Origin of the sequence: Nonomuraea sp. NPDC049624, assembly GCF_040675255.1 — a bacterium.
Taxonomy (GTDB): domain Bacteria; phylum Actinomycetota; class Actinomycetes; order Streptosporangiales; family Streptosporangiaceae; genus Nonomuraea.
Genome location: NZ_JBFAOR010000024.1, coordinates 18,305 through 36,564, shown reverse-complemented (window position 1 = coordinate 36,564; position 18,260 = coordinate 18,305). Strand labels below are relative to the sequence as shown.

Genomic DNA, 18,260 nt, shown 5'->3' with positions numbered 1-18,260 from the left:
CCTGACCGTCAGCCGCCGGGCGCGCCCCGGCGGCCGGCGATCAGCGACTCGCCGATCGCCACCAGGGCGTCGGCGAGCTGCTCCATGAACTCCGCGATCGGCTTGCCGTCCCCGGACTGAAGCGAGACGAAGGCGCCGTCGAATCCGGCCATGCCGAAGTGGGCGAGGGCGTCCGCGACCGCGTCCGCGGTCTCCTCGCCCTCGCCGGCGAACGACGAGCGGATCATGTGCCGCATGAGGTCGCGGCCCTCGCCGCGGACGTCGGTGACGGTCCGCGCGCCCGTGACGTCGGCGCCGTAGTGGACGGTGATGAGCTGTGCCAGGCCCGTTCGGACGCCGCGCTCGCCCGCCCCGCCCACCTGCGCAACTACGTGGACGGCCTGCCGAAGGGCGCCCCGCTGCCCAAGTGGGTCAAGCCCGAGCTGCTGCCGAAGATCCAGGCGCCGACCCTGCTCATCCACGGCCGCGACGACCGCGTCGTGTCGTTCGAGACCTCCCTGTACCTGCTGGCCAACATCCCGGACAGCCGCCTGGTGCTGCTCAACCGCTGCGGGCACTGGGCGATGATCGAGCACGCCGACGAGTTCAACCGGCTGGTCACCGACTTCATCGCGAACAACTGACCCCCGGGGCGCGGGCGCCTGCCCGCCCGCGCCCAGGACCGCCGATCGCCCGGCGACGGCGAAAGACGCGCGCCGGGGGCCCGGCCGATCCCGTCCCCGTTCCGCTCGCCGTCAGGCCGTACGCACGCCGCGCCGACCGCTGGTGCCGTTCACCGGCTGCCGTGGAGTCACGGGCGCGCCGCATGGTGGGCGGTGGCCAGTTCGGCGAAGGCGACGGCTGCGGGGAGCGGGTCCGCGGGCAGGGCGAGCAGGACGGTCCGCTCGGCGGCGGGCTCCAGCGGGATCGCGTGCACGCCGGCGAGGCGGGCGGGCAGCGACAGCTCGGGGACGACGCTCAGCCCGAGCCCTTCGGCGACCATGGCGAGGATGCTGCTGGTGTCACGCACCCGGTAGTGACACTTCAGGCTCACCCCCGCCGCCCGCGCGATCGCCGTGATCAGCGGCTCGCACCCGCCCGTGGACATGATGAACGGGTGCCGCGCCAGCTCGGCCACCGGCAGCGAATGCCGGACGCTCAGCTCATGCCCGCTGGGCAGAACGGCCAACATCCGGTCGACGGCCAGCGGCCGCGCCACCGCCTCGGCGGGACGCGGGACCTCGCTGACCGCGGCCGACACGGTGGCGATGTCGGCTGCCCCGGTCGCGAGCCACTCCAGGACCTCGTCGTCCGAGCCCTCCATGACCGCGAGCCGCACCCGCGGATGCGCTTCGGCGAATCGGCGCAGAAGGGGCGGCAGCAGCCGGGCGTTGGCGCTGGGGATGACGCCGACGCGCAGGCTGCCGCGCTCCTGCCCGCGGATCGCGGCCACCTCCTGTTCCAGCGCCTCCGCCTGGGTGAGGATGAGCGTCGCGCGGCGGCACACGGCCCGCCCGGCCGCGGTCAGGCGCACTCCCTGGCTGCCTCGTACCAGCAGCGCCACCCCGAGCTCGCTCTCCAGCGCGCGCAACGCGTGACTGACGGCGGACTGGGTGGTGGCCAGCTCCTCCGCGGCCCTGGTCATGTTGCCGGCCCGCGCGACCGCCTGCAGGATCCTGAGCTGGGTGAACGTCACAGCGCCGCACGCAGCAGCCCGGCCACCAAGGGGTGCGGCTCCTCGGGACGCGAGCGCGCCTGCGGCACGAACAGCGTCGCCACGTAGTACGGATGCCCGGGGATCTCCAGCACCCGGGCCTCCCCGTCGCCGTCCACGCCGGTGACCAGGAAGCCGCCGTCGTGCAGGACTGCTTGCCGGCCGGGGGCGAGGCCGAAGTTGCAGTAGTACTCCTCCTCGACCTCGGTCCGCCCGTACAGCGCGGCCACCCGGGAACCGGAAGCCAGAGTCACGGGCATGGTCCTGCCCGCCAGCGAGCAGGTCAGCTCCGACACGAACAAGGTCGAGGCGTACGGGTCGTATTCGGCGTGCTGGGCGTCCTCGTAGCCGAGCACGCGGCGTGCGTACTCGATGACCATGTGCTGGCAGCCGCCGCACGTCCCCAACGTGGGGACGCCGTGCTCGCGGCCGTGCCGGAGCGCGGCCAGCGCGCCGCTCAGGCTGCGGTACGGGCTGCCGGGCGCACACCACAACACGTCGGCGGCCTTGACCTCGGCCAGGTCGGACTCCAGCGGTTCGGTGGCGAGCCAGCGCACGTCCACCGTGATGCCGAGGTGCGCGGCGGCATGGCGCAACGCGTCGTCGGTGGCCAGGTGCGGCGGAAACGCCGGGTCGCGGTCGCCGATGACCGCGACGCGCAGGGATCTGTGCATGGCCCTCACTATGCGACGGCCCGGCCACGAGCGCCAATGCCGAACCACGCCCCCGCCATGAGCGATCACTCATGCTCACCACGCGACGGGACGCCAGCTTCGACGATCTCCTCGATGGCTCACAGAGCTCGAAACCATCGATCGAGCACGGCGAAGTCCTCGGCGGCGAGCCCCCTGCCCCTCATGGCGAGGCCGGCCGGGCCCGTCCGGGCGCCGGCCGGCCGTGCGAGCCGCGGGTCAGGGGTTGTCGTAACCGATCCACTGGATGTACCAGCCGAACTGCTGGGCGGTGCCCGGGGACAGCGCCGACGCGTCACGCCACTGCACGTAGACGCGGAACTTGGTGGCGGTGGCGTCGTAGACCGCGCTCGGGCCGACCAGGTTCCACTGGTTGCCGCCCGTGCTGCTGACGGAGGTGACGTAGACGGGACGCCCGGTGAAGTGCGCGGAGCTGGTGTCGACGTCGATGTAGATGCCGTTGGAGCCGTAAGCCTGCCAGCCCTGTCCGGGGGTGGTCTGACCGGCGGCGATGCGGGCGGTGGGCATGGGGGGATCCTTCCGTCCGAGGAGTCTGTCACGCTCAGTATTCGATTCGACACGAAAAGTGTCGAGGCCAGGAATGCTTGGCCCCGCGGGCACAGGAATCGAGCCGGAAAAGGGTCTGGCCAGGTGGCGGGACCCGTGCGTTCCTACCGCCGGCTGGCCTCTCGCCAGTACGCCAGCTCTTCGCGGGCGGCCACGGTGTAGGGATGGCCGGGGCCCAGCACCCGCAGGAGATCGGTCAGCAACCGCTCGTAGGCGCCGGCCGCACCAGCGGCGTCTCCCGCCTCGCCTCGCCATCTCGCCAGGTTTCTGCGGGTGGTGAGGATGCTGGGGTGATCGGGGCCCAGCACCTTCAGGCGATCGGCCAGCAGCTCCTCCAACGCGGCGTACGCATCCGCCACGTCCCCCGCCTGGCCCCTGAACGACGCCAGGTGAGCGCGGGCCGCCAGGGTGGCGGGGTGGTCGGGGCCCAGGACGCGTTCCATGTCGGTCAGGAGTTCGGCGAAGGCGGCGGCCGCGCCGGCCGTGTCCCCTGCCTGGCCCCGCCATCCGGCCAGGTTGGCGCGGGTGGCGAGGGTTTCTGGGTGGTCGGGGCCCAGCACCCGCTCCATGTCGGTCAGGAGTTCGGCGAACGTGGCGGCCGCGCCCGCCACGTCCCCCGCGTCACCCCGAAAGAAGGCCACGTGGCTGCGGGTGGCCAGAGTGTCGGGGTGGTCGGGGCCCAGCAGTCGCGAGCGATCGGCCAGCAACTCCTCGAACGCGGCGGCCGCGCCCGCCACGTCCCCCGCCTCGCGCCGCGCGGACGCCACGTTGTGGCGGGCGGCGAGAGTGTCGGGGTGGTCGGGGCCCAGGACGCGTTCCATGTCGGTCAGGAGTTCGGCGAAGGCGGCGGCCGCGCCCGCCACGTCCCCCGCCTGGCCCCGCGAGCCCGCCAGGTTGGTGCGGGTGGCCAGGGTGGCGGGGTGGTCGGGGCCCAGGACGCGTTCCATGTCGGTCAGGAGTTCGGCGAGCGCGGCGGCCGCGCCCGCCACGTCCCCTGCCCGCCCCCGCCATCCCGCCACGTTGCCGCGGATGGCCAGGGTGTCGGGGTGGTCGGGGCCGAGGTCGCGCAGGCAGGTGGCGTGCAGGCCGGCGGAGGCGGCGACGGCGGCGCTGACCCGTCCGGCGTGACCGAGGCTGGCGGCGGCCTGGAACAGCACAGGATGGGCGCCGGCGCCGGGATTGCACAGGACGGTTCCGGCGGCCTGGTGCAAGGCGGCGGTGTTGGCGCGCAGGATCTCGCCGAGCCGGTCGCGTTCGACCGGCGGCCAGACGCGTAGCAGGGCGTCGGCGGCGGCGCCGGCGACTTCGGCGAACAGGCGGGGGCCGAGCTCGGGCCGGGCGATGAGGTTCTCGCGGGTGGCGCGCTGCACGAGCCGGTGGACGCGGATCTCGCGGTGGGCTGCGGTGCGGTCGTGGTCGAGCAGGCTGTGCCGGTGCAGCACCCGCAGTACCTCGTCCACGATCACCTCGTCCACGCCGCCACCGCCGCGGGCCGCCTGGGCGGGCAGGTGGCCGGTCAGGTACGCCAGGGCGGGCGGGCTGGTCAGCACCGCCTGCGGGATGCCGGCCGCGTCCAGGACGCTGGTCAGGCACAGCAGCGGGCGGGCGAGCCCGGCGGGCGCGGCCCGGCCCGCCTCGTCGATCGACAGCTCCCAGGTGGCCGTGACGATCCGGCGATGACCGTCGGGCAGGTGGTCCTCGCCGGGCACGGCATGGTCCAGCAACCTCGTGGCCAGCCGTCGCCGGTACTCGGCGCAGCCGATGGCCGCGTTGGCGGCGTAGGCCGCCGCCTGGGCCAGCGCCAGCGGCAGGAACCCCAGGTCGGCGGCCAGGTCGTCCAGGTCGGCGACCGGGACGTCGTCGCCGAGCTTGGCCCTCAGGTAGGAGCGGGCCTCGGCCGGGGTGAAGGCGCCGACGCCGACCGTACGCCGGTCCGCCCCGGCCAGGGCCGCCTCCCGCAGCCGGGTGGTGACCAGCACCCGTCCGCCCGCCGCCGAAACCGCCGACGGCGGCCACAGGCCGGCCAGATCCTTGGGACGCCGCACGTCGTCCAACACCACCAGCCAGGACCGGCCGGTGGTCTCGGCCCAGACCAGGAACTCCCGCGCCGCCTGGTCGGGATCGTCCAGGCCGGCCGGTGACAGGCCCAGGCGCGCCGCGGCGCGGGCGTAGGCGGACACGATGCCGTCGCGGGTGGCGGCCTCCACCCACACCAGCACCTGCACCCCCTGCCGCCAGGCGCGACGGGCGTGGGCGGCGGCCAGCTGGGTCTTGCCCACCCCGCCCGTCCCCGCCAGCACCTGGGCGGGCGTCCCGCGCTCGCCGGCCGCCGCCTCCACAAGCTCGGCCACCTGCCGGTCCTGGAAGCAGTCGGCGGGCTGCGGGATCACGCCCACCCGAACCCGCTCCGCGGGCGCGGGCGGAGGCGGGCCGTTCCCGGCCGGGGCGATCCCGACTGGGCCGTTCCCGGCCGGGGCGGGAGCCGGGCGGGCACGGTCGGCGGCCATCAGCCGATCCCAGTCCCGCGCCGACGGGCGGGGCTCGTCCGCCCATGCGGCCAAAGTCGCGCCGACCTGGACGAGCTGGTCCAGATTCCGCGGCTCGGCGGTCCCGGTCGCCCATCCGTTCACCGTCGTGTGCGGCACCCCCGAGACCCGGGCGAGCTCCTTCTGCGTCACCCGGCCGGGATTGTGGACGCGGGCCTGGTCCCACAGCCGCGCCAGCTCGGCCAGGACCCGTGAGCCCGACCCCTGCGGCCGGAACGGTGAATCCGCCACCACGTCCGCCTCTCCGCCCAGCGAGGACCGCCCTTCCGGATCCGGGACGGACCGCTCCGGATCACCGCCACCAGCAGCTTAATCCCGCGAATCCGGACCTGTCCGGCATATCTTCACCCTCGCCGCCGGCCCCGGTGTCATGGTCGGCATGACCGACAACCGAGCACCCCGCCGCGCCCCCTCCGCGTCGCGACGCCGTTCCGCCCGCCTCCGCCGCACCCTCGCCGTCGCCCTGGCCCGCGGGGCTGCGGAGGCCGCCGGCGGCGGCCTCGTCGGCCTGCTGTTCTGGTGGATCACTCACCGCTGAGCCGGGCGTCCAGCCCCGGTGCGGGGACCGGGCATGTGTCGGGCTTGTGGCCGACGCCGGTGCGCTGCGCGCCGGGGTTCACGCGGGCGGGGTGTAGCCGGCGGAGCGGACGAAGTCCCCGGTGAGCTCGGTGAAGGCGCGGGCGGCGGCGCTGCGGTAGGCGCCCTCGCGGTGCAGCAGGGTGACGGTGCGGCTGGGCAACGGCGGGTCGAGGGGGACGGGCGTGAGGTGCGGGTGCCCGTGGGTGATGGCGTCGGGCAGGACGGTCGCCAGCGTGGTGCGGCGCACGATCTCGGTGAGCGCCTGGATGGAGTTGGCCTCGACCGCGATGCGGGGAGCGGCCCGGTGGCGGGCGAAGTAGGCGTCGATGTGGCCCCGGGTGGCGAAGTCGCCGCTGAGCAGGGCGAGCCGCTCGTCCTTGAGCGCGCGCACCGGTAGGGGAGCGGTCGGCGTCCGGGGGTGCGGGGTGCCGGTGACGAGGCTGAGGGTCTCGGTGAACAGCGCGGTGGGGATGACGCCGGGCAGGTGCGGGCCGGCGAAGGCGATGCCGAGGTCGAGGTCGTCGGCGAGCAGGGCCGCTTCCATGCGGTCCTGGGTCATCTCCGTCAGAGTGAGGTCGACGGCCGGGTGGCGCACGTGCAGCTCGGCGGTGAGCGGGCCGACCAGGTAGGCGGTGAAGGTCGGGGTGACGCCCAGCCGCAGGTGACCGCGGGAGAGATCCTGGACGTCGTGCACGGCGCGCTCGGCGGCGGCCAGGTCGCGAAGCGCGCGCCGGGCGTGGTCGGTGTAGACGGCTCCGGCGTCGGTGAGCCGTACCGCGCGGCCGGTGCGGTCCAGCAGTTGCACGCCCACGGTCCGCTCCAGCTGCCTGATCTGCTGGGAGAGCGTGGGCTGCGAGATGTGCAGCTCCTCGGCCGCGCGGGTGAAGTTGCCGTGTTCGGCCACGGCGAGCAGGTAGCGCAGGTGACGCAGTTCGAGAGCGGCCATGGACAAACTATAGATGAGGCCAATGAATACCAGGCGGAACGCCTCTTGGACGCTATAGGACCAGGTCAGGCATGCTGGATGACAGCAGCCCGCAAGGGCCGGCCATCGCCGAAGGGAGTGACCATGCAGGACCTCGCCGAGGGCGTCGCCCGCTTCCAGCGGGACGTCTTCCCGGCCAAGGCGGAGCTCTTCGCCCGTCTGGCCACCCAGCACACACCGCACACGCTGTTCATCGGCTGCTCCGACGCCCGCGTCGTCCCCGAGCTGATCACCGGCACCGAGCCGGGTGACCTGTTCGTCATCCGCACCGCCGGCAACCTGGTGCCCGCCTACCGTCCCGAAGCCGACGGGGTGGCCGCGAGCATCGAGTACGCGGTCGCCGCCCTGGGGGTGCGGGACGTCGTCGTCTGCGGCCACTCGGCGTGCGGCGCGATGACCGCGCTCGCCGAGGGGCACGACCTCAGCGGCGCCCCGACCGTCGCCGCCTGGCTGCGGCACGCGGACGCCTCCCGGGCCCGCACCGCCGCCCACGGTGACGTGCCGGCCCTGGTGCGGCAGAACGTGCTCGCCCAGCTGGCGAACCTGGCCACCCACCCCTCGGTCGCCCGCGCGCTGGCGGCGGGGAAGGTCGCCCTGCACGGCTGGGTCTACGACATCCCGACCGGCCGCGTGGAGGACCTGACCGCCGTAGGCGCCGCGCGCACGGCCTGACCCGGCTGCTGGAAGCCCGCATCCAACCTGAAGACAAGGACGTACCGACACATGGTGCACGCACAGTTCGACCCCACCGCCCGCCAGGCCCTGGCCGCCGCCGCCGTCGAGGCCAAGACCCGCAAGGACCTGTCCTGGCAGCAGATCGCCGACGCCGCCGGCCTGTCGGTGGCCTTCACCACCGCCGCCGTCCTCGGCCAGCACCCGCTGCCGGAGAGCTCCGCCCGGGCCGTGGCCGAGCTGCTGGACCTGGGCGAGGACGCGGCTTCGCTGCTGCAGACCATCCCGATCCGCGGCTCGATGCCGGACCGCATCCCGACCGACCCGACCATGTACCGCTTCTACGAGATGCTCCAGGTCTACGGGACGACCCTCAAGGCCCTGATCCACGAGCAGTTCGGCGACGGCATCATCTCCGCGATCAACTTCCGGCTCGACGTGAAGAAGGTGGCCGACCCCGAGGGCGGCGAGCGTGCCGTCATCACCCTGGACGGCAAGTACCTGCCGACCAAGCCCTTCTGACCGAGCCGTCCCGACCGATCCCTTTGCACGGGCCCGGTCCCGGGCCCGTCTCCCGTCCCCGCGAGGCCGCCCCGACGGCGGCCCGCCCGGCCACTTCCGGAGGACCTTCATGGACTTCGTCCAGCGCACCATCGACCTCGCCCGCCAGAACGTCGCCGAGGGCGGCCGCCCGTTCGCGACCGTCATCGTCAGGGACGGCGAGCTCCTGGCCGAGAGCGCCAACAAGGTCGCCCAGACCGGCGACCCGACCGCCCACGCGGAGATCCTCGCCATCCGCGAGGCCTGCACCAGGCTCGGCACCGAGCACCTGACCGACGCCACCATCTACGTGCTGGCCCACCCCTGCCCGATGTGCCTGGGCGCGCTGTACTACTGCTCCCCGGCCGAGGTCGTCTTCCTCACCACCCGCGACGCCTACGAGCCCCACTACGTGGACGACCGCAAGTACTTCGAGCTGGGCACCTTCTACGACGAGTTCGCCAAGCCCTGGCAGCAGCGCCGGCTGCCGATGCGCCACGAGCCGCGCGCGGACGCCGTCGAGGTGTACCGGTTCTGGCAGGAGCGCAACGGCGGCGAACGCCGCGTCGCGGGCGCGCCACCCCCGCATAGGCCCAGGATGCTCCTCTACAGCTTGCGGACGTTCTCGGCCACGTAATCGAAGCTGTCCTGCGACCGCTTGACGACGTCGAACTCGACCTCGTCACCTGCCTCCAGAACGCGATACCCACTCGCCGCGATATCGCTGAAGTGCACAAACGCATCACGATCTGCCGGAAGGTCGGGGGAGGAGATCGCTCCCCAACCCTTCTCAAGGAGAAAGAACTTCACCGTGCCTCTAGTCATGATCGTATTCTCGCTGTCCGTCTTCGGAACGGCCACCGGGTTTCGAAACGGCTCAGGGACGTTCGGGCGGGCTACGGTTCGCCGAGGTTGCGTAGCAGGGCGCTTTCCAGGTGGGCGGGGATGTCGGCCAGTCGCCAGCCCTCCCGCTGGGCGCGGCGGGCCAGGTTCTCGTGCAGTTCGGCGCTCACCGGGACGACCTGGTGCCGCGAGTCGAGGATGGGCTGGTACTTGCGGCGGATCTCGTGGTCCTGGCGGCGGATGAAGTCGAGCAGTCCCTCATGGTCGTGCGTCAGGTCGGTGACCGCGAGCACCGCGCGGTCGGCGAGCCAGGCGGGCATCGGGTAGTGCGCCCTGACCTCCTCGGCCACCTCGGCGGCGTCGGCGGCGTCGGCGCCGCCGTCGTCCTGTCCGGGCGGCGGGAAGGTGCCCGCGAGCACCACCATCAGCCGGTCGGTGGGGAAGCCGCCGGGCAGCGGACGGCCCTCGACGAGGGGCCTGATCACGCCCGTCAGCGCCCGCCCCGAGCGCCCGGCGAGCAGAACGTCGACGGCGTCCACCAGCACGACGCCCCGGTGGATCGCCGCCGGCCGGCCTGAGGAGCGGGAGACCAGCTCCTCGACGATCTCCGTCGCCCACCACGGCTGCCCGCCGCCCTCGTTGACCGCCTCCGCGTCGCCCGCGGTCAGCGCGGAGCCGTCCAGCACCGCCCACGGGACGTCCCAGACCTCGGCCAGCGCCCTGACCAGGGCGGTGCGCTGGCCGGTGCGCGGGTCGACCAGGACGACGCACTGGCGGGCGGCGTCGCCGCCGGGGGAGCCGTAGTGCCTGCTGCTGACCACCGCCAGGGTCTCCCTGGCGCGGACGGCCCCCGGCAGCAGGTCGCCGAGCTTCCTCGCCACCTGGTGCGGCGTCAGCGGGCGGCCGCCGGCGGACGGGGAGGCCAGGGCGGCGGCGTTCAGTCCCCTGCCCACCAGCGCCGCGTCGACGATCAGCGGCGGCGCGCCGGGCTCGGGCCGCTCGAACATCGTGGCGGCCAGCGCGTTCTCCAGGACGCCGCGCAGCCCGCGCGCCCCGACGCCGCGCAGCAGCGCCTCCTCGGCGACGCGCTCGACGCCGTCCTGGGTGAAGACCGTGCCGTTCCTGCCCTGCAAGGCCAGCAGTCCGGCGTACTCGTGGGTGAGGCCGTTGTGCTCGTTCTGCAGGATCCTGACGAGCTCGGCGTGGCCGAGGGGGAGCGTCGCGGTGATCACCGGGAAGCGGCCGACCAGCTCGGGCAGGAAGCCGTACTCGATGACGTCCTCGGGCAGGATGTGGTCCATGAGCGCGGCCCGGTCGCCCAGGGCGTTCTCGGGCAGGCTGAGCCTGCGGGCCACGTGCTCGGCCAGTCCGTTGAAGGCGCCCAGGCACACGAAGAGCACGTTCTTGGTGTCGAACTGGTAGAAGTCGAGATTGGCCGACAGCTCCGAGCCGCCCTTGGGGACGTCCACCACCGACCCCTCGACGAGCTTGAGCAGCTCCTGCTGCACGGCCCCGCTGGAGGCTCGGCTGCGTTCGCCGTGCCCGAGGGCGAGCTTGTCGAACTCGTCGACGCAGACGATGCCGTACTCCGCCCGGCGCAGATTGAAGGAGCTGGCGATCAGCAGCCGGTAGAGCATCTTCTCCACCGTCGTCCCGCCGTAGCCGGTGCTGCTCAGCACGGTCGCGTTGGTGATGACGAACGGCACGTCGAGCAGGCGGGCGATGGTCTCGACCAGCATCGTCTTGCCGGTGCCCGTCGGGCCGAGCATCATCACGTTCGCCTTGCGGATGGCCACCGGCGGCGCCTCGAACCGGTTGGCCATCGTCAGTCGCAGGTAGTGGTTGCTGACCGCGACGGACAGCCGCTCCTTGGCGGTGCGCTGGCCCTCGATCCTGCTGTCCAGGTGCCGCACGATGTCGGGTGGGTCGCGCAGGTCCACGCGCGGCAGGATGCGCGTCTTGGCGTCGATGAAGTCGTCCAGCGTCAGCCGGGCGGACGCGCGGGCGCCCGCGGCGGCCGCCGCCCACTGGACGAGCTGCCGCAGCTCGGCGCCGGTGAACCCGGCGACCCCCGCGGCGATGGCCTTGAGGTCCACGGCCGCGGTGAGGTCGTGCTCGGCCAGCAGCAGCCGCAGGATGTCGGCGCGCTGCGCCTCGTCCGGCGGCTCCAGGTCGATGCGCAGGCCGAAGCGGGCGGGGGCGAACAGCGCCCGGTCGATCACCCGGGGCCTGCTGGTGGCCGCGATGACGTAGACCCTGCCGTTGGCGCCGAGGTCGTCCATGGCCGTCATCAGCTGCGCCATCGTGCGGTGGGCCTCGGACTCGCCGCCGACGCCGGAGCTGGGCTCGCTGCTGCGCTCGACGGCGATCAGGTCGATCTGGTCGATGAAGACGACGACCGGGCTGCCGCTCCCGGCGCTCCTGCTCGCCTCCTGGAAGGCCTGCCGCATCCGGCTGGAGCCCATGCCGATGAGGATCTCGTGGAACTCGGCGCCCGAGTAGGCGTACAGGCGGACGTTCGCCTCACCGGCGACGGCCCGGGCGAGCACGGTCTTGCCACACCCGGACGGCCCGGTGATGAGCACCGCGCGCGGCACGTCCGCGCCCAGCTTGCCGTGCGGTTTGCGCAGCCAGGCCACGACCGGTTCGAGCTGCGCCTTCACCTCGTCGAGGCCGCCGAGCCGGTCGAAGCGCTCGTCCGGCTTCTCCGCCGGCCGGCCGAGGGTCTGCCCCTGTTTGGGCTGGTTGGCGGCGAGTTGTTGCAGGCCGCCGGCCAGCATCCTGATCGCCAGCCCGACGAAGATCAGCGGAAGGCTCACCGCCAGCACCAGCGCCCACGGCACGCCGAGGAGCCAGGTGACCGCCGTGCCGACCCACGTCCCCAGGTTGCGCCATTCGCCGCTGAACAGCAGGTAGAACGCGAACGCGCTAGCGGGCACCGCCAACGACCGCAGGAACTTCACAGGGGCCTCCCCGCTCAGGGTCCGGTATGAGTGAACAACGCCCAGACGAGCGGCGCGTACGGCATCCGCTCGCGCAGCTCCAGCACGGCCTCGTGGAGCGCCCCGGCCGTGCCGGACGGGTCCAGGCCGCCCTGCCCGTCGCCCAGCCGCCGGTAGACGCGGTCCGCGACGTCGGGCGCCGTGCTGTCCTCCAGCTGCCACTGCGCGCCGATCACGTGGCGGAACCCGGCCAGGTGAACGGCCGACGACAGCGTGATCGCCTCGTCGGAGAGCCGCTCGTCGCCGCGCGAGGTGTCGCAGCCGGACAGGAACGCCAGCCGCGCGTGCTCGGACAGGTCGAGCGCGGCCAGGTCGCGAACCGTCAACGGCCCGTCCTGGAGCACCAGCCAGGCGTGGAACGGGCTGGCCGTGTCCTGCGCGCCGTGGCAGGCGAAATGCGCCCAGGGGCTGGCCCGCAGCACGGTGAGCACGGCCTCGCGGGTGGCGCTCGCGCCGCGCAGCAGGCGGGCGCCGGGGAAGCAGCCGAGGAAGATCTCCTCCTCGCGGGCCGCGCCCGGCAGGTCGGCCGCGCCCGGCGTCACCGGCATGGACACGACCAGCGGCCGGCCGTCGGGCCGCGACACGGGCGGCGGCAGCGCGCGGATGTGGGCCAGCGCGCGCACGGTCGGTGTGTAGGAGGACACCACGCGATCCATCACCGTGCTCGGCCGGGCGTCGTGCCGGGTGCGGTGGTCGCCGGAGGCGTGCAGCGGCAGGAAGACCGCCGGCCCGGTCGGGCACCACCACACCCGCCGCGCGCCGGGCAGCCGGTCGAGCACCGGCCCGGTGACGGCCTCCCAGGTCCAGCGCAGGGTGTCCTGGACGGTCTGCCGGGCGGTCAGCCGTTCCTCGAACTCCACCGCCGCCCCGCCGAGCGCGTCGATCGCCTCGGTGAGGCCGGTCACCTGGGCCTCGGCCGCCTCCGCCGTCAGGCGGGGCAGCGGCACGACGGTCACCTCCCCGGCCTCGACGACGAGCGCGTCGCAGCGGTAGGTGCTGACGTTGACCACGACCACGGGCCCGTCCGAGGCGGCCGCCGCCAGCCGCCCGAAGTCCATCGACCGCTGGAAGTCCGCGAACCCCGGGTGCCGGCGGACCTCCGTCACCAGCGCGGCGTGCCGCCGGGCCGCGAGGTGCCGGCGGTCCATGTCGGCGGAGCGGACGTCGAGCTCGGCGTACACCTCGGCGAGGCGGCCGGCCAGTTCGGGCAGCTCCCGGGCCAGCCGGTCCCGGTCGGCCCGGGCGTCGAGCGCCTGCGCCAGCAGGACGCCCCGGCCCTGCTCCAGCAGCTCGACGGCCAGGCGGGCGTCGCCGGTCTCCAGCGCGCAGGCGGCCGCGTCGCTCGCCGCCCCCTGGAACTCCGCCAGCAGCCGCTCCTGGTCCCCGCGGTTCAGGCCGCGCCAGGCCAACGCCTCCAGCAGCCGGACCATGATCGCGAAACCCTGGACGGCCAGCGCGAAATCCCCTTGGCCCGCGGCGAGACGCCCCCAGAACCGGGCCGCGCCCGCGCGCGTGGTCGCCGGGGCCGCCTCGACGGCCGCGCTCTCGCGCAACGCCTCGATCGCCTCCGCGCGCAGGCGCCGCGCGTCGGCCGGCTCGTCGTCGGCCCACCGGTCGAGCAGCAGGGCCAGCTGGTTGAGCACGCTGGCCCTCAGCGGCTGCCCGGGGGAGATCAGGTCCAGCGTCTCGCGCAGCAGGCGCACCGTCTCCGCGTACGGGGCCGGCTCGCCGGTGGCCTTGGCCCTCATCGACAGGCAGAGGCCGAGCATCGACAGCCACAGGGGATACTCGGCGTGCGTGACGGGCCCGGCGGCGACCGCGTCGCGCAGCATGTCGGCGGCCTCGTCGAGATCGTCGGCCACGTGGGTCGGCCGGGGGCCGTCCCGCAGCTCGTGGACCATCCGCGCCAGCGCGTCGGCGTCGGCCGGCGCCGGGCTCTCGTCGCCCTTCAGCCGCAGCAGCAGGCGGGCGACCCTCCGCTCCTCGTCCGTCACCAGCGACGCCTCGGCCCGCGCGACCAACGCCATCCCCAGGCTGGCCATCATGCCCGCCCGGCTCACGTGCGTCCGGCCGAGCCTGGACAGGGCGGCGCGGAGCAGCTCCACCGCGTCGCCGGACGCCGCCGCCTGGTCGTGGACCATGAGCGCGTTGGCCAGGTTCCGGCTGGCCAGACCGCTGTCCGGCGTGTCCTTCGGCACCGAGGCGACGGACTCCCGCAGGATCAGCCGAGCCTCCTCCAGCGCCGCCGTGTCGTCGTACTGGACGTAGCGGCGGAACAGGGCGCTGCCGAGGTTCGACAGGTAGGAGCCGCGCAGGGAGTGCTCGGGCGGGGTCAGCCGCACGCACTCGCGCAGCGCCTCGATCGCGTCGTCCAGGTCCTTCTCCACCCCGAGGTCCTCGAACCGGGCGAGCAGGGAGCCGCCCAGGTTGGCCCGGTAGAGCGCGGCGTCGTAGTGATGGTCGGGGGTGGCCCGCACCGCCTCGGAGTGCGCCCTGACGGCGGCGTCGATGTCCTGCTCGCGGTGCCCGCGTTCGAAGGCGGCGTGCAGGGCGCTGCCCAGGCCGGTCAGGGCCATGCCGCGGTTGGCGTGGTCGGGCGGCGTCGCCGCCACCCCCTCCCGGCACAGCCGCAGGCACTCCGCCAGGTGCTCCTCGCGCCCGGTGATCCGGTAGGCGATCAAGTACGTGTTGGCGAGGTTGGCCAGGTGCAGGCCGCGCTCCGGGTCGCCCTCGGGCAGGCGCTCGACGCCCGCCAGGAGCAGGTCCTGGGTCGCCTGGAGGTCGGCGGCGGACCCCGTCGCCTGCATCCTGCGTCCCATCGCGGTGCCCAGCGCGGACAGCAGCTCGCCGTGCGCCGGGTGCCCGGCGGGCAGGCCGGCCAGGGTCGCCCGCATGGCCGCGATGACCTCGTCGAGCAGCGTGAGCCGGCCCGACATCATCGCGATGATCGAGGCTTGGTAGGCGATCTCGACCAGGTGGGCGGTCCGCAGGGCGTGCTCGGGCGGCAGCAGCGTCAGCTGCTCGCGGATGTGGGGGATGAGCCGGTCCGCCGTGAAGGTCTGCTCCGAGACCTCGATACCGTGGTCGAGCAGCCAGCCGAGCCCCGCCCTGATGCTGCGCCGCTCCAGCTCCGAAGCCGTGGGGAAACGCCGCCGCACGATCTCCAGCAGGTCGCGCAGGCGCCGGTCGCGGCCGGGCAGGTCCTGTCGCCGCGCGAGCAGCATGGCCAGCTTGACCACCCGCGACAGGTAGTAGGTGTGGCCGGGGTCGGTCTCGGCCACCAGCCGGCTCAGGATCGTGTGGGTCTCGTCCTGGTACTGCCTGAGCCGCTCCGGGTCGAGCTCGGCCTGCCGCTCCAGCGCCAGGACCAGGTTGGCCATCGCCGAGTCGCGCAGCTCGGGATCCAGCTCCGGGCCGTCGCGCAGCTCGCGCAGCAGCGCGACCGCCTCCTCCAGCACTTTGCGGTTCTCCGCCGCCATGCCGTGGTCCGGGCGGTGCAGGTCGTAGGTGTTCAGCAGCGCCGCGGCGCGGCTCAGCCGGGCCGCCGCTCCGGCGTCGCCGCCGCCGGCCAGCCGCACGACGTCGCGGTGGGCGGTGAGTGAGTCGTCGATGTCCTCGATCCGTCCTATGTGGTCGAACCGCATCGACAGCCCGTCGCCGAGCGCCGACAGCCACTCCGCCCGTTCGGGATGGTCGTCGGGCAGCCGGTCGAGGGCGTCCCTGAGCGTCGCGAGCGCCTGGTCGAGCTGCTGGAGGTCCTGGCTCGACGGGTGCTCGCGGATGACCCACACCGCGTGCCGGGCGGCTCGGACGGCTCGGCTTCGTCGGAGCATCGGTGTCCTCCCGCCGGGGCCGTCCTCGTCGCATCGCGTATGAGCGCGTCGGAGCGCTCTCCTGCGCTTCGCTTTGCGCGACGTGGGTGTTACCGTCCGTCCGTCTTGCCCGCGTCGCCGGGCGGGTGGTAGACACCGAGCCATGGCAGATCCGCCGGACGACGGCCGCGCGCTCGCGGCCCTGTGCGAGAGCCTTCCCCGACTGGTCCGCATGGCTGGGGCGGAGGGGTGGTCGGCCGAGCTCGACGAGGCCAGGCGCGCCCTGCGCGGCGGCGAGCGCCGTCCCCGGGAGGTCGTCGACGACCTGAGCCGCATGCTCGGCCTCGACGTCCTGGCCCGCGGCAAGCCGGTCGTCCCCGCCCTGCCGTCGGCCGGCGACCTGCCGCCGCCGCCCGGCGGGTACCGCTGCCCGCTGGGCCGCTGCCGGCGCGAGGCGCGGCCCGAGCCCGGCGGCGCGATACCGGCGTGCGACGTCTACGAGCTGCCGCTGAGATACGCGCCGGGATGACGGGGTTCCTGTCGAGCCTCGGGCAGAAGCTCGCCGAGCGCTGGCTGACCGTGCTCGTCCTGCCCGGCGCGCTGTTCGAGGGCGTGCTCTGGGTCGCCGCCGTCCTCGGCCACCGGCGCCCGTGGGACGTCCCGTTCCTGGCCGCCCGGGCCACCGCGCAGACCAGGGCCATGGACGGCCAGCCCGTCGCGCAGGCGCTGCTGCTGGTCGCCCTCCTGCTCGGCGCGTTCGGGGCGGGGCTGGCCGCGAACGCGCTGGCGGGGCCGGTCGTGCGCTGCTGGTTCGCGCGGGGGCCGCGCCCGCTGGCCCGCCCCCTGGTCGAACGCCGCAGGCGGCGCTGGGACGACGCCCACCGCGCCTACGAGTCGGCGACGGCGGCCGAGGGCGAGAGCACCGCGGACTTCGAACGCCGCCGGGGCGAGCTGGCCGCGCGCCGTAACGCCATCGCGCTGGCCCGCCCGTTCCGGCCCACCTGGATGGGCGACCAGCTCGACGCCGTCGCCGTCCGCGTGCGCAACCGGTACGGCATCGACCTCGACGCCGCCTGGCCGCGCCTGTGGCTGGTCGTCCCCGACCACGCGCGCACCACGATCGGCGACGCCCGCGCCGCCCTGACCGGCGCCGCCACCACGGCCGCCTGGGGCGTGCTGTACCTGGCTGTCGCGGCGGTCACCCTGTGGTGGCCGGCGGCGCTGGCCGGCGCGGTGACGATCGCGGTCGGCCACCACAGGGGCAGGTCGGCGACGGCCACGCTGGCCCAGGTGTGCGAGGCCACCGCCGACCTGTACGGGGCAGAGCTGGCCAAGGCGCTCAACGTGCCGCTCGCCGACGGCCAGGTGTCCCAGCGCGTCGGCTTCACCATCACCGAACTTCTCCGCAAGGGCGCCTGAGACCGGCCTGCCCGGCAGCCGGCGCTCGGGCCCGCATCCGCGCGCTGGGAAGGACGGCAGGTTCCCGCGGGACGCCGGGTTGATGGACGGCAGCGGTCCGGCCGTACGGCCACGCGCTCGGTCGCCCCAGCGGAGGCTTGGACTCGGGTCTGCCTCGCCACTGCGGCGCGAAGAGCCACACCGAACTGGTCCGGTGCGTCCAGCCATGGATGGTGCCCCGCGTCGGGGATGATGATGGCTTCGCAGTTGAGGCGGGTTCCCAGACGTGGCAGAGCATCAGCCGGGCGGCTGTCTCCGGCCCGCGCTCGGTCAGTTCGTGGGCCAGGTTGAGGCACTCGCGCATGTCGCGCCCGAGCCGGTCCAGGGTGACGACGGTGATCCGGTGACCGGCGTGCGGCGGGACGCGGCGCAGCAGGTCCTCCAGGCCGTCGCGGACCATCGTGGCCCCGGTACGCCGGTCGGACCAGATGAGCTCGTCGGGGGTGCCGGCGGCCTTGAGGATGTCGATCTGCCGGGTGAGATCTTGAGCAGTAGTGCTGACCGGGCATGGCCGTAGTCCACGAACCTCGCGGTATCGAGAGCTGACGCCATCACAAGGTTACGGGAACCACTTTCGGGACCAACTCATGAGACTGGCCGACCTGCGGGGATGTCGCTGCCAGGGTGCGCCGGGGTCGCGTCTCGAAAGCATGGATTCGAGACGACCAGGAGTCATCACTACGGGTGACATGCGGCCAGCGGGGTGGACAGTTGATGCCGATGACGAGAGCATCGCGGGCGATCAGGCGGTGACTGAACGGACCTGGATAGCCTCCGGCGGACATGGGCGAGAGGCTCAGCGACCGTCCGTGAAAGCAGCAAGGCACTTCGGGCAAGAAAGGGCGACCATCGTTCACTTGACCCAGCGGAG

At 73.8% G+C, this 18,260-nt stretch carries 16 protein-coding genes and 1 pseudogene; 7 read left to right on the top strand and 10 right to left on the bottom strand.

Translation table 11 applies throughout. From position 1 onward, the window contains the following. Positions 1-8 precede the first annotated feature (8 nt). On the bottom strand, positions 9-227 hold the full coding sequence (locus AB0J76_RS48125; protein WP_352331093.1) for a hypothetical protein: 219 nt from the start codon (positions 225-227) through the stop codon (positions 9-11). On the opposite strand from AB0J76_RS48125, the gene AB0J76_RS48120 reads away from it, so the two are divergent. Further along, positions 228-623, top strand: a complete 396-nt coding sequence (locus tag AB0J76_RS48120) for an alpha/beta hydrolase (RefSeq protein ID WP_352331095.1) — start codon at positions 228-230, stop codon at positions 621-623. It abuts the gene before it with no gap. A 167-nt stretch (positions 624-790) separates the two neighbouring features. Here AB0J76_RS48120 and AB0J76_RS48115 read toward each other — a convergent pair whose 3' ends face one another. From AB0J76_RS48115 to AB0J76_RS48100, 4 genes are all read right to left on the bottom strand, one after another. Next, positions 791-1,675 carry a LysR family transcriptional regulator gene (locus AB0J76_RS48115; RefSeq protein WP_352331282.1) on the bottom strand — a complete coding sequence of 295 codons (885 nt, stop codon included), beginning with the start codon at positions 1,673-1,675 and terminating at the stop codon, positions 791-793. Continuing rightward, positions 1,672-2,367: a hypothetical protein gene (locus AB0J76_RS48110; RefSeq protein WP_352331281.1), complete on the bottom strand. Its 696-nt coding sequence runs from the start codon at positions 2,365-2,367 to the stop codon at positions 1,672-1,674. Before AB0J76_RS48110 ends, AB0J76_RS48115 begins: the two co-directional genes overlap by 4 nt. A 237-nt stretch (positions 2,368-2,604) precedes the next feature. Then, positions 2,605-2,913, bottom strand: a complete 309-nt coding sequence (locus AB0J76_RS48105; RefSeq protein ID WP_352331471.1) for a hypothetical protein — start codon at positions 2,911-2,913, stop codon at positions 2,605-2,607. 143 nt (positions 2,914-3,056) lie between these two features. Beyond that, positions 3,057-5,732 carry a tetratricopeptide repeat protein gene (locus AB0J76_RS48100; RefSeq protein WP_364394109.1) on the bottom strand — a complete coding sequence of 892 codons (2,676 nt, stop codon included), beginning with the start codon at positions 5,730-5,732 and terminating at the stop codon, positions 3,057-3,059. A gap of 145 nt (positions 5,733-5,877) precedes the next feature. On the opposite strand from AB0J76_RS48100, the gene AB0J76_RS48095 reads away from it, so the two are divergent. Beyond that, positions 5,878-6,036, top strand: coding sequence for a hypothetical protein (locus tag AB0J76_RS48095; RefSeq protein ID WP_352327936.1), 159 nt, complete (start codon positions 5,878-5,880; stop codon positions 6,034-6,036). 78 nt (positions 6,037-6,114) lie between these two features. On the opposite strand, the gene cynR is transcribed toward AB0J76_RS48095, so the two are convergent. Beyond that, the gene (gene cynR, locus AB0J76_RS48090) at positions 6,115-7,023 is read right to left on the bottom strand and encodes a transcriptional regulator CynR (RefSeq protein ID WP_352327935.1); all 909 of its coding nucleotides are present in this window, start codon (positions 7,021-7,023) and stop codon (positions 6,115-6,117) included. A 123-nt stretch (positions 7,024-7,146) separates the two neighbouring features. Here cynR and AB0J76_RS48085 point away from each other — a divergent pair, with 123 nt between their 5' ends. The 3 genes from AB0J76_RS48085 to AB0J76_RS48075 all read left to right on the top strand — a co-directional run bounded on the left by AB0J76_RS48085 (position 7,147) and on the right by AB0J76_RS48075 (position 8,911). Further along, the gene (locus AB0J76_RS48085) at positions 7,147-7,734 is read left to right on the top strand and encodes a carbonic anhydrase (RefSeq protein ID WP_352327934.1); all 588 of its coding nucleotides are present in this window, start codon (positions 7,147-7,149) and stop codon (positions 7,732-7,734) included. Positions 7,735-7,785: 51 nt separating this feature from the next. Continuing rightward, entirely contained in the window at positions 7,786-8,256 is a 471-nt protein-coding gene (gene cynS, locus AB0J76_RS48080; RefSeq protein WP_352327933.1) for a cyanase, read from the top strand. A gap of 109 nt (positions 8,257-8,365) precedes the next feature. Next, positions 8,366-8,911 carry a nucleoside deaminase gene (locus AB0J76_RS48075; RefSeq protein ID WP_352327932.1) on the top strand — a complete coding sequence of 182 codons (546 nt, stop codon included), beginning with the start codon at positions 8,366-8,368 and terminating at the stop codon, positions 8,909-8,911. Here AB0J76_RS48075 and AB0J76_RS48070 read toward each other — a convergent pair. From AB0J76_RS48070 to AB0J76_RS48060, 3 genes are all read right to left on the bottom strand, one after another. Further along, the gene (locus AB0J76_RS48070; protein ID WP_352327931.1) at positions 8,881-9,099 is read right to left on the bottom strand and encodes a cold shock domain-containing protein; all 219 of its coding nucleotides are present in this window, start codon (positions 9,097-9,099) and stop codon (positions 8,881-8,883) included. The two genes, AB0J76_RS48075 and AB0J76_RS48070, sit on opposite strands and share 31 nt — an antisense overlap. A 71-nt stretch (positions 9,100-9,170) precedes the next feature. Further along, positions 9,171-12,080: an AAA family ATPase gene (locus tag AB0J76_RS48065; RefSeq protein WP_352327930.1), complete on the bottom strand. Its 2,910-nt coding sequence runs from the start codon at positions 12,078-12,080 to the stop codon at positions 9,171-9,173. 14 nt (positions 12,081-12,094) lie between these two features. Further along, on the bottom strand, positions 12,095-15,952 hold the full coding sequence (locus AB0J76_RS48060) for a CHAT domain-containing protein (protein ID WP_364394101.1): 3,858 nt from the start codon (positions 15,950-15,952) through the stop codon (positions 12,095-12,097). A 142-nt stretch (positions 15,953-16,094) separates the two neighbouring features. On the opposite strand from AB0J76_RS48060, the gene AB0J76_RS48055 reads away from it, so the two are divergent. Both AB0J76_RS48055 and AB0J76_RS48050 read left to right on the top strand, forming a co-directional pair. Continuing rightward, the gene (locus AB0J76_RS48055; RefSeq protein WP_352330362.1) at positions 16,095-16,460 is read left to right on the top strand and encodes a hypothetical protein; all 366 of its coding nucleotides are present in this window, start codon (positions 16,095-16,097) and stop codon (positions 16,458-16,460) included. Then, positions 16,457-17,350, top strand: coding sequence for a hypothetical protein (locus AB0J76_RS48050; protein WP_352330364.1), 894 nt, complete (start codon positions 16,457-16,459; stop codon positions 17,348-17,350). Before AB0J76_RS48055 ends, AB0J76_RS48050 begins: the two co-directional genes overlap by 4 nt. On the opposite strand, the pseudogene AB0J76_RS48045 reads toward AB0J76_RS48050, so the two are convergent. Continuing rightward, positions 17,322-17,879: pseudogene (locus AB0J76_RS48045) on the bottom strand (recombinase family protein); the annotation flags it as partial. The gene AB0J76_RS48050 and the pseudogene AB0J76_RS48045 overlap by 29 nt on opposite strands. Positions 17,880-18,260 lie beyond the last annotated feature (381 nt).

Excerpts from the sequence above, each read along its gene's own strand:
- AB0J76_RS48110 (WP_352331281.1), bottom strand. The coding sequence starts at position 2,367 with ATGCACAGATCCCTGCGCGTCGCGGTCATCGGCGACCGCGACCCGGCG.
- AB0J76_RS48085 (WP_352327934.1), top strand. The coding sequence starts at position 7,147 with ATGCAGGACCTCGCCGAGGGCGTCGCCCGCTTCCAGCGGGACGTCTTC.
- AB0J76_RS48060 (WP_364394101.1), bottom strand. The coding sequence starts at position 15,952 with ATGCTCCGACGAAGCCGAGCCGTCCGAGCCGCCCGGCACGCGGTGTGG.
- cynS (WP_352327933.1), top strand. The coding sequence starts at position 7,786 with ATGGTGCACGCACAGTTCGACCCCACCGCCCGCCAGGCCCTGGCCGCC.
- AB0J76_RS48070 (WP_352327931.1), bottom strand. The coding sequence starts at position 9,099 with ATGACTAGAGGCACGGTGAAGTTCTTTCTCCTTGAGAAGGGTTGGGGA.
- AB0J76_RS48050 (WP_352330364.1), top strand. The coding sequence starts at position 16,457 with ATGACGGGGTTCCTGTCGAGCCTCGGGCAGAAGCTCGCCGAGCGCTGG.
- AB0J76_RS48055 (WP_352330362.1), top strand. The coding sequence starts at position 16,095 with ATGGCAGATCCGCCGGACGACGGCCGCGCGCTCGCGGCCCTGTGCGAG.
- AB0J76_RS48095 (WP_352327936.1), top strand. The coding sequence starts at position 5,878 with ATGACCGACAACCGAGCACCCCGCCGCGCCCCCTCCGCGTCGCGACGC.
- AB0J76_RS48125 (WP_352331093.1), bottom strand. The coding sequence starts at position 227 with ATGATCCGCTCGTCGTTCGCCGGCGAGGGCGAGGAGACCGCGGACGCG.
- AB0J76_RS48105 (WP_352331471.1), bottom strand. The coding sequence starts at position 2,913 with ATGCCCACCGCCCGCATCGCCGCCGGTCAGACCACCCCCGGACAGGGC.
- cynR (WP_352327935.1), bottom strand. The coding sequence starts at position 7,023 with ATGGCCGCTCTCGAACTGCGTCACCTGCGCTACCTGCTCGCCGTGGCC.
- AB0J76_RS48075 (WP_352327932.1), top strand. The coding sequence starts at position 8,366 with ATGGACTTCGTCCAGCGCACCATCGACCTCGCCCGCCAGAACGTCGCC.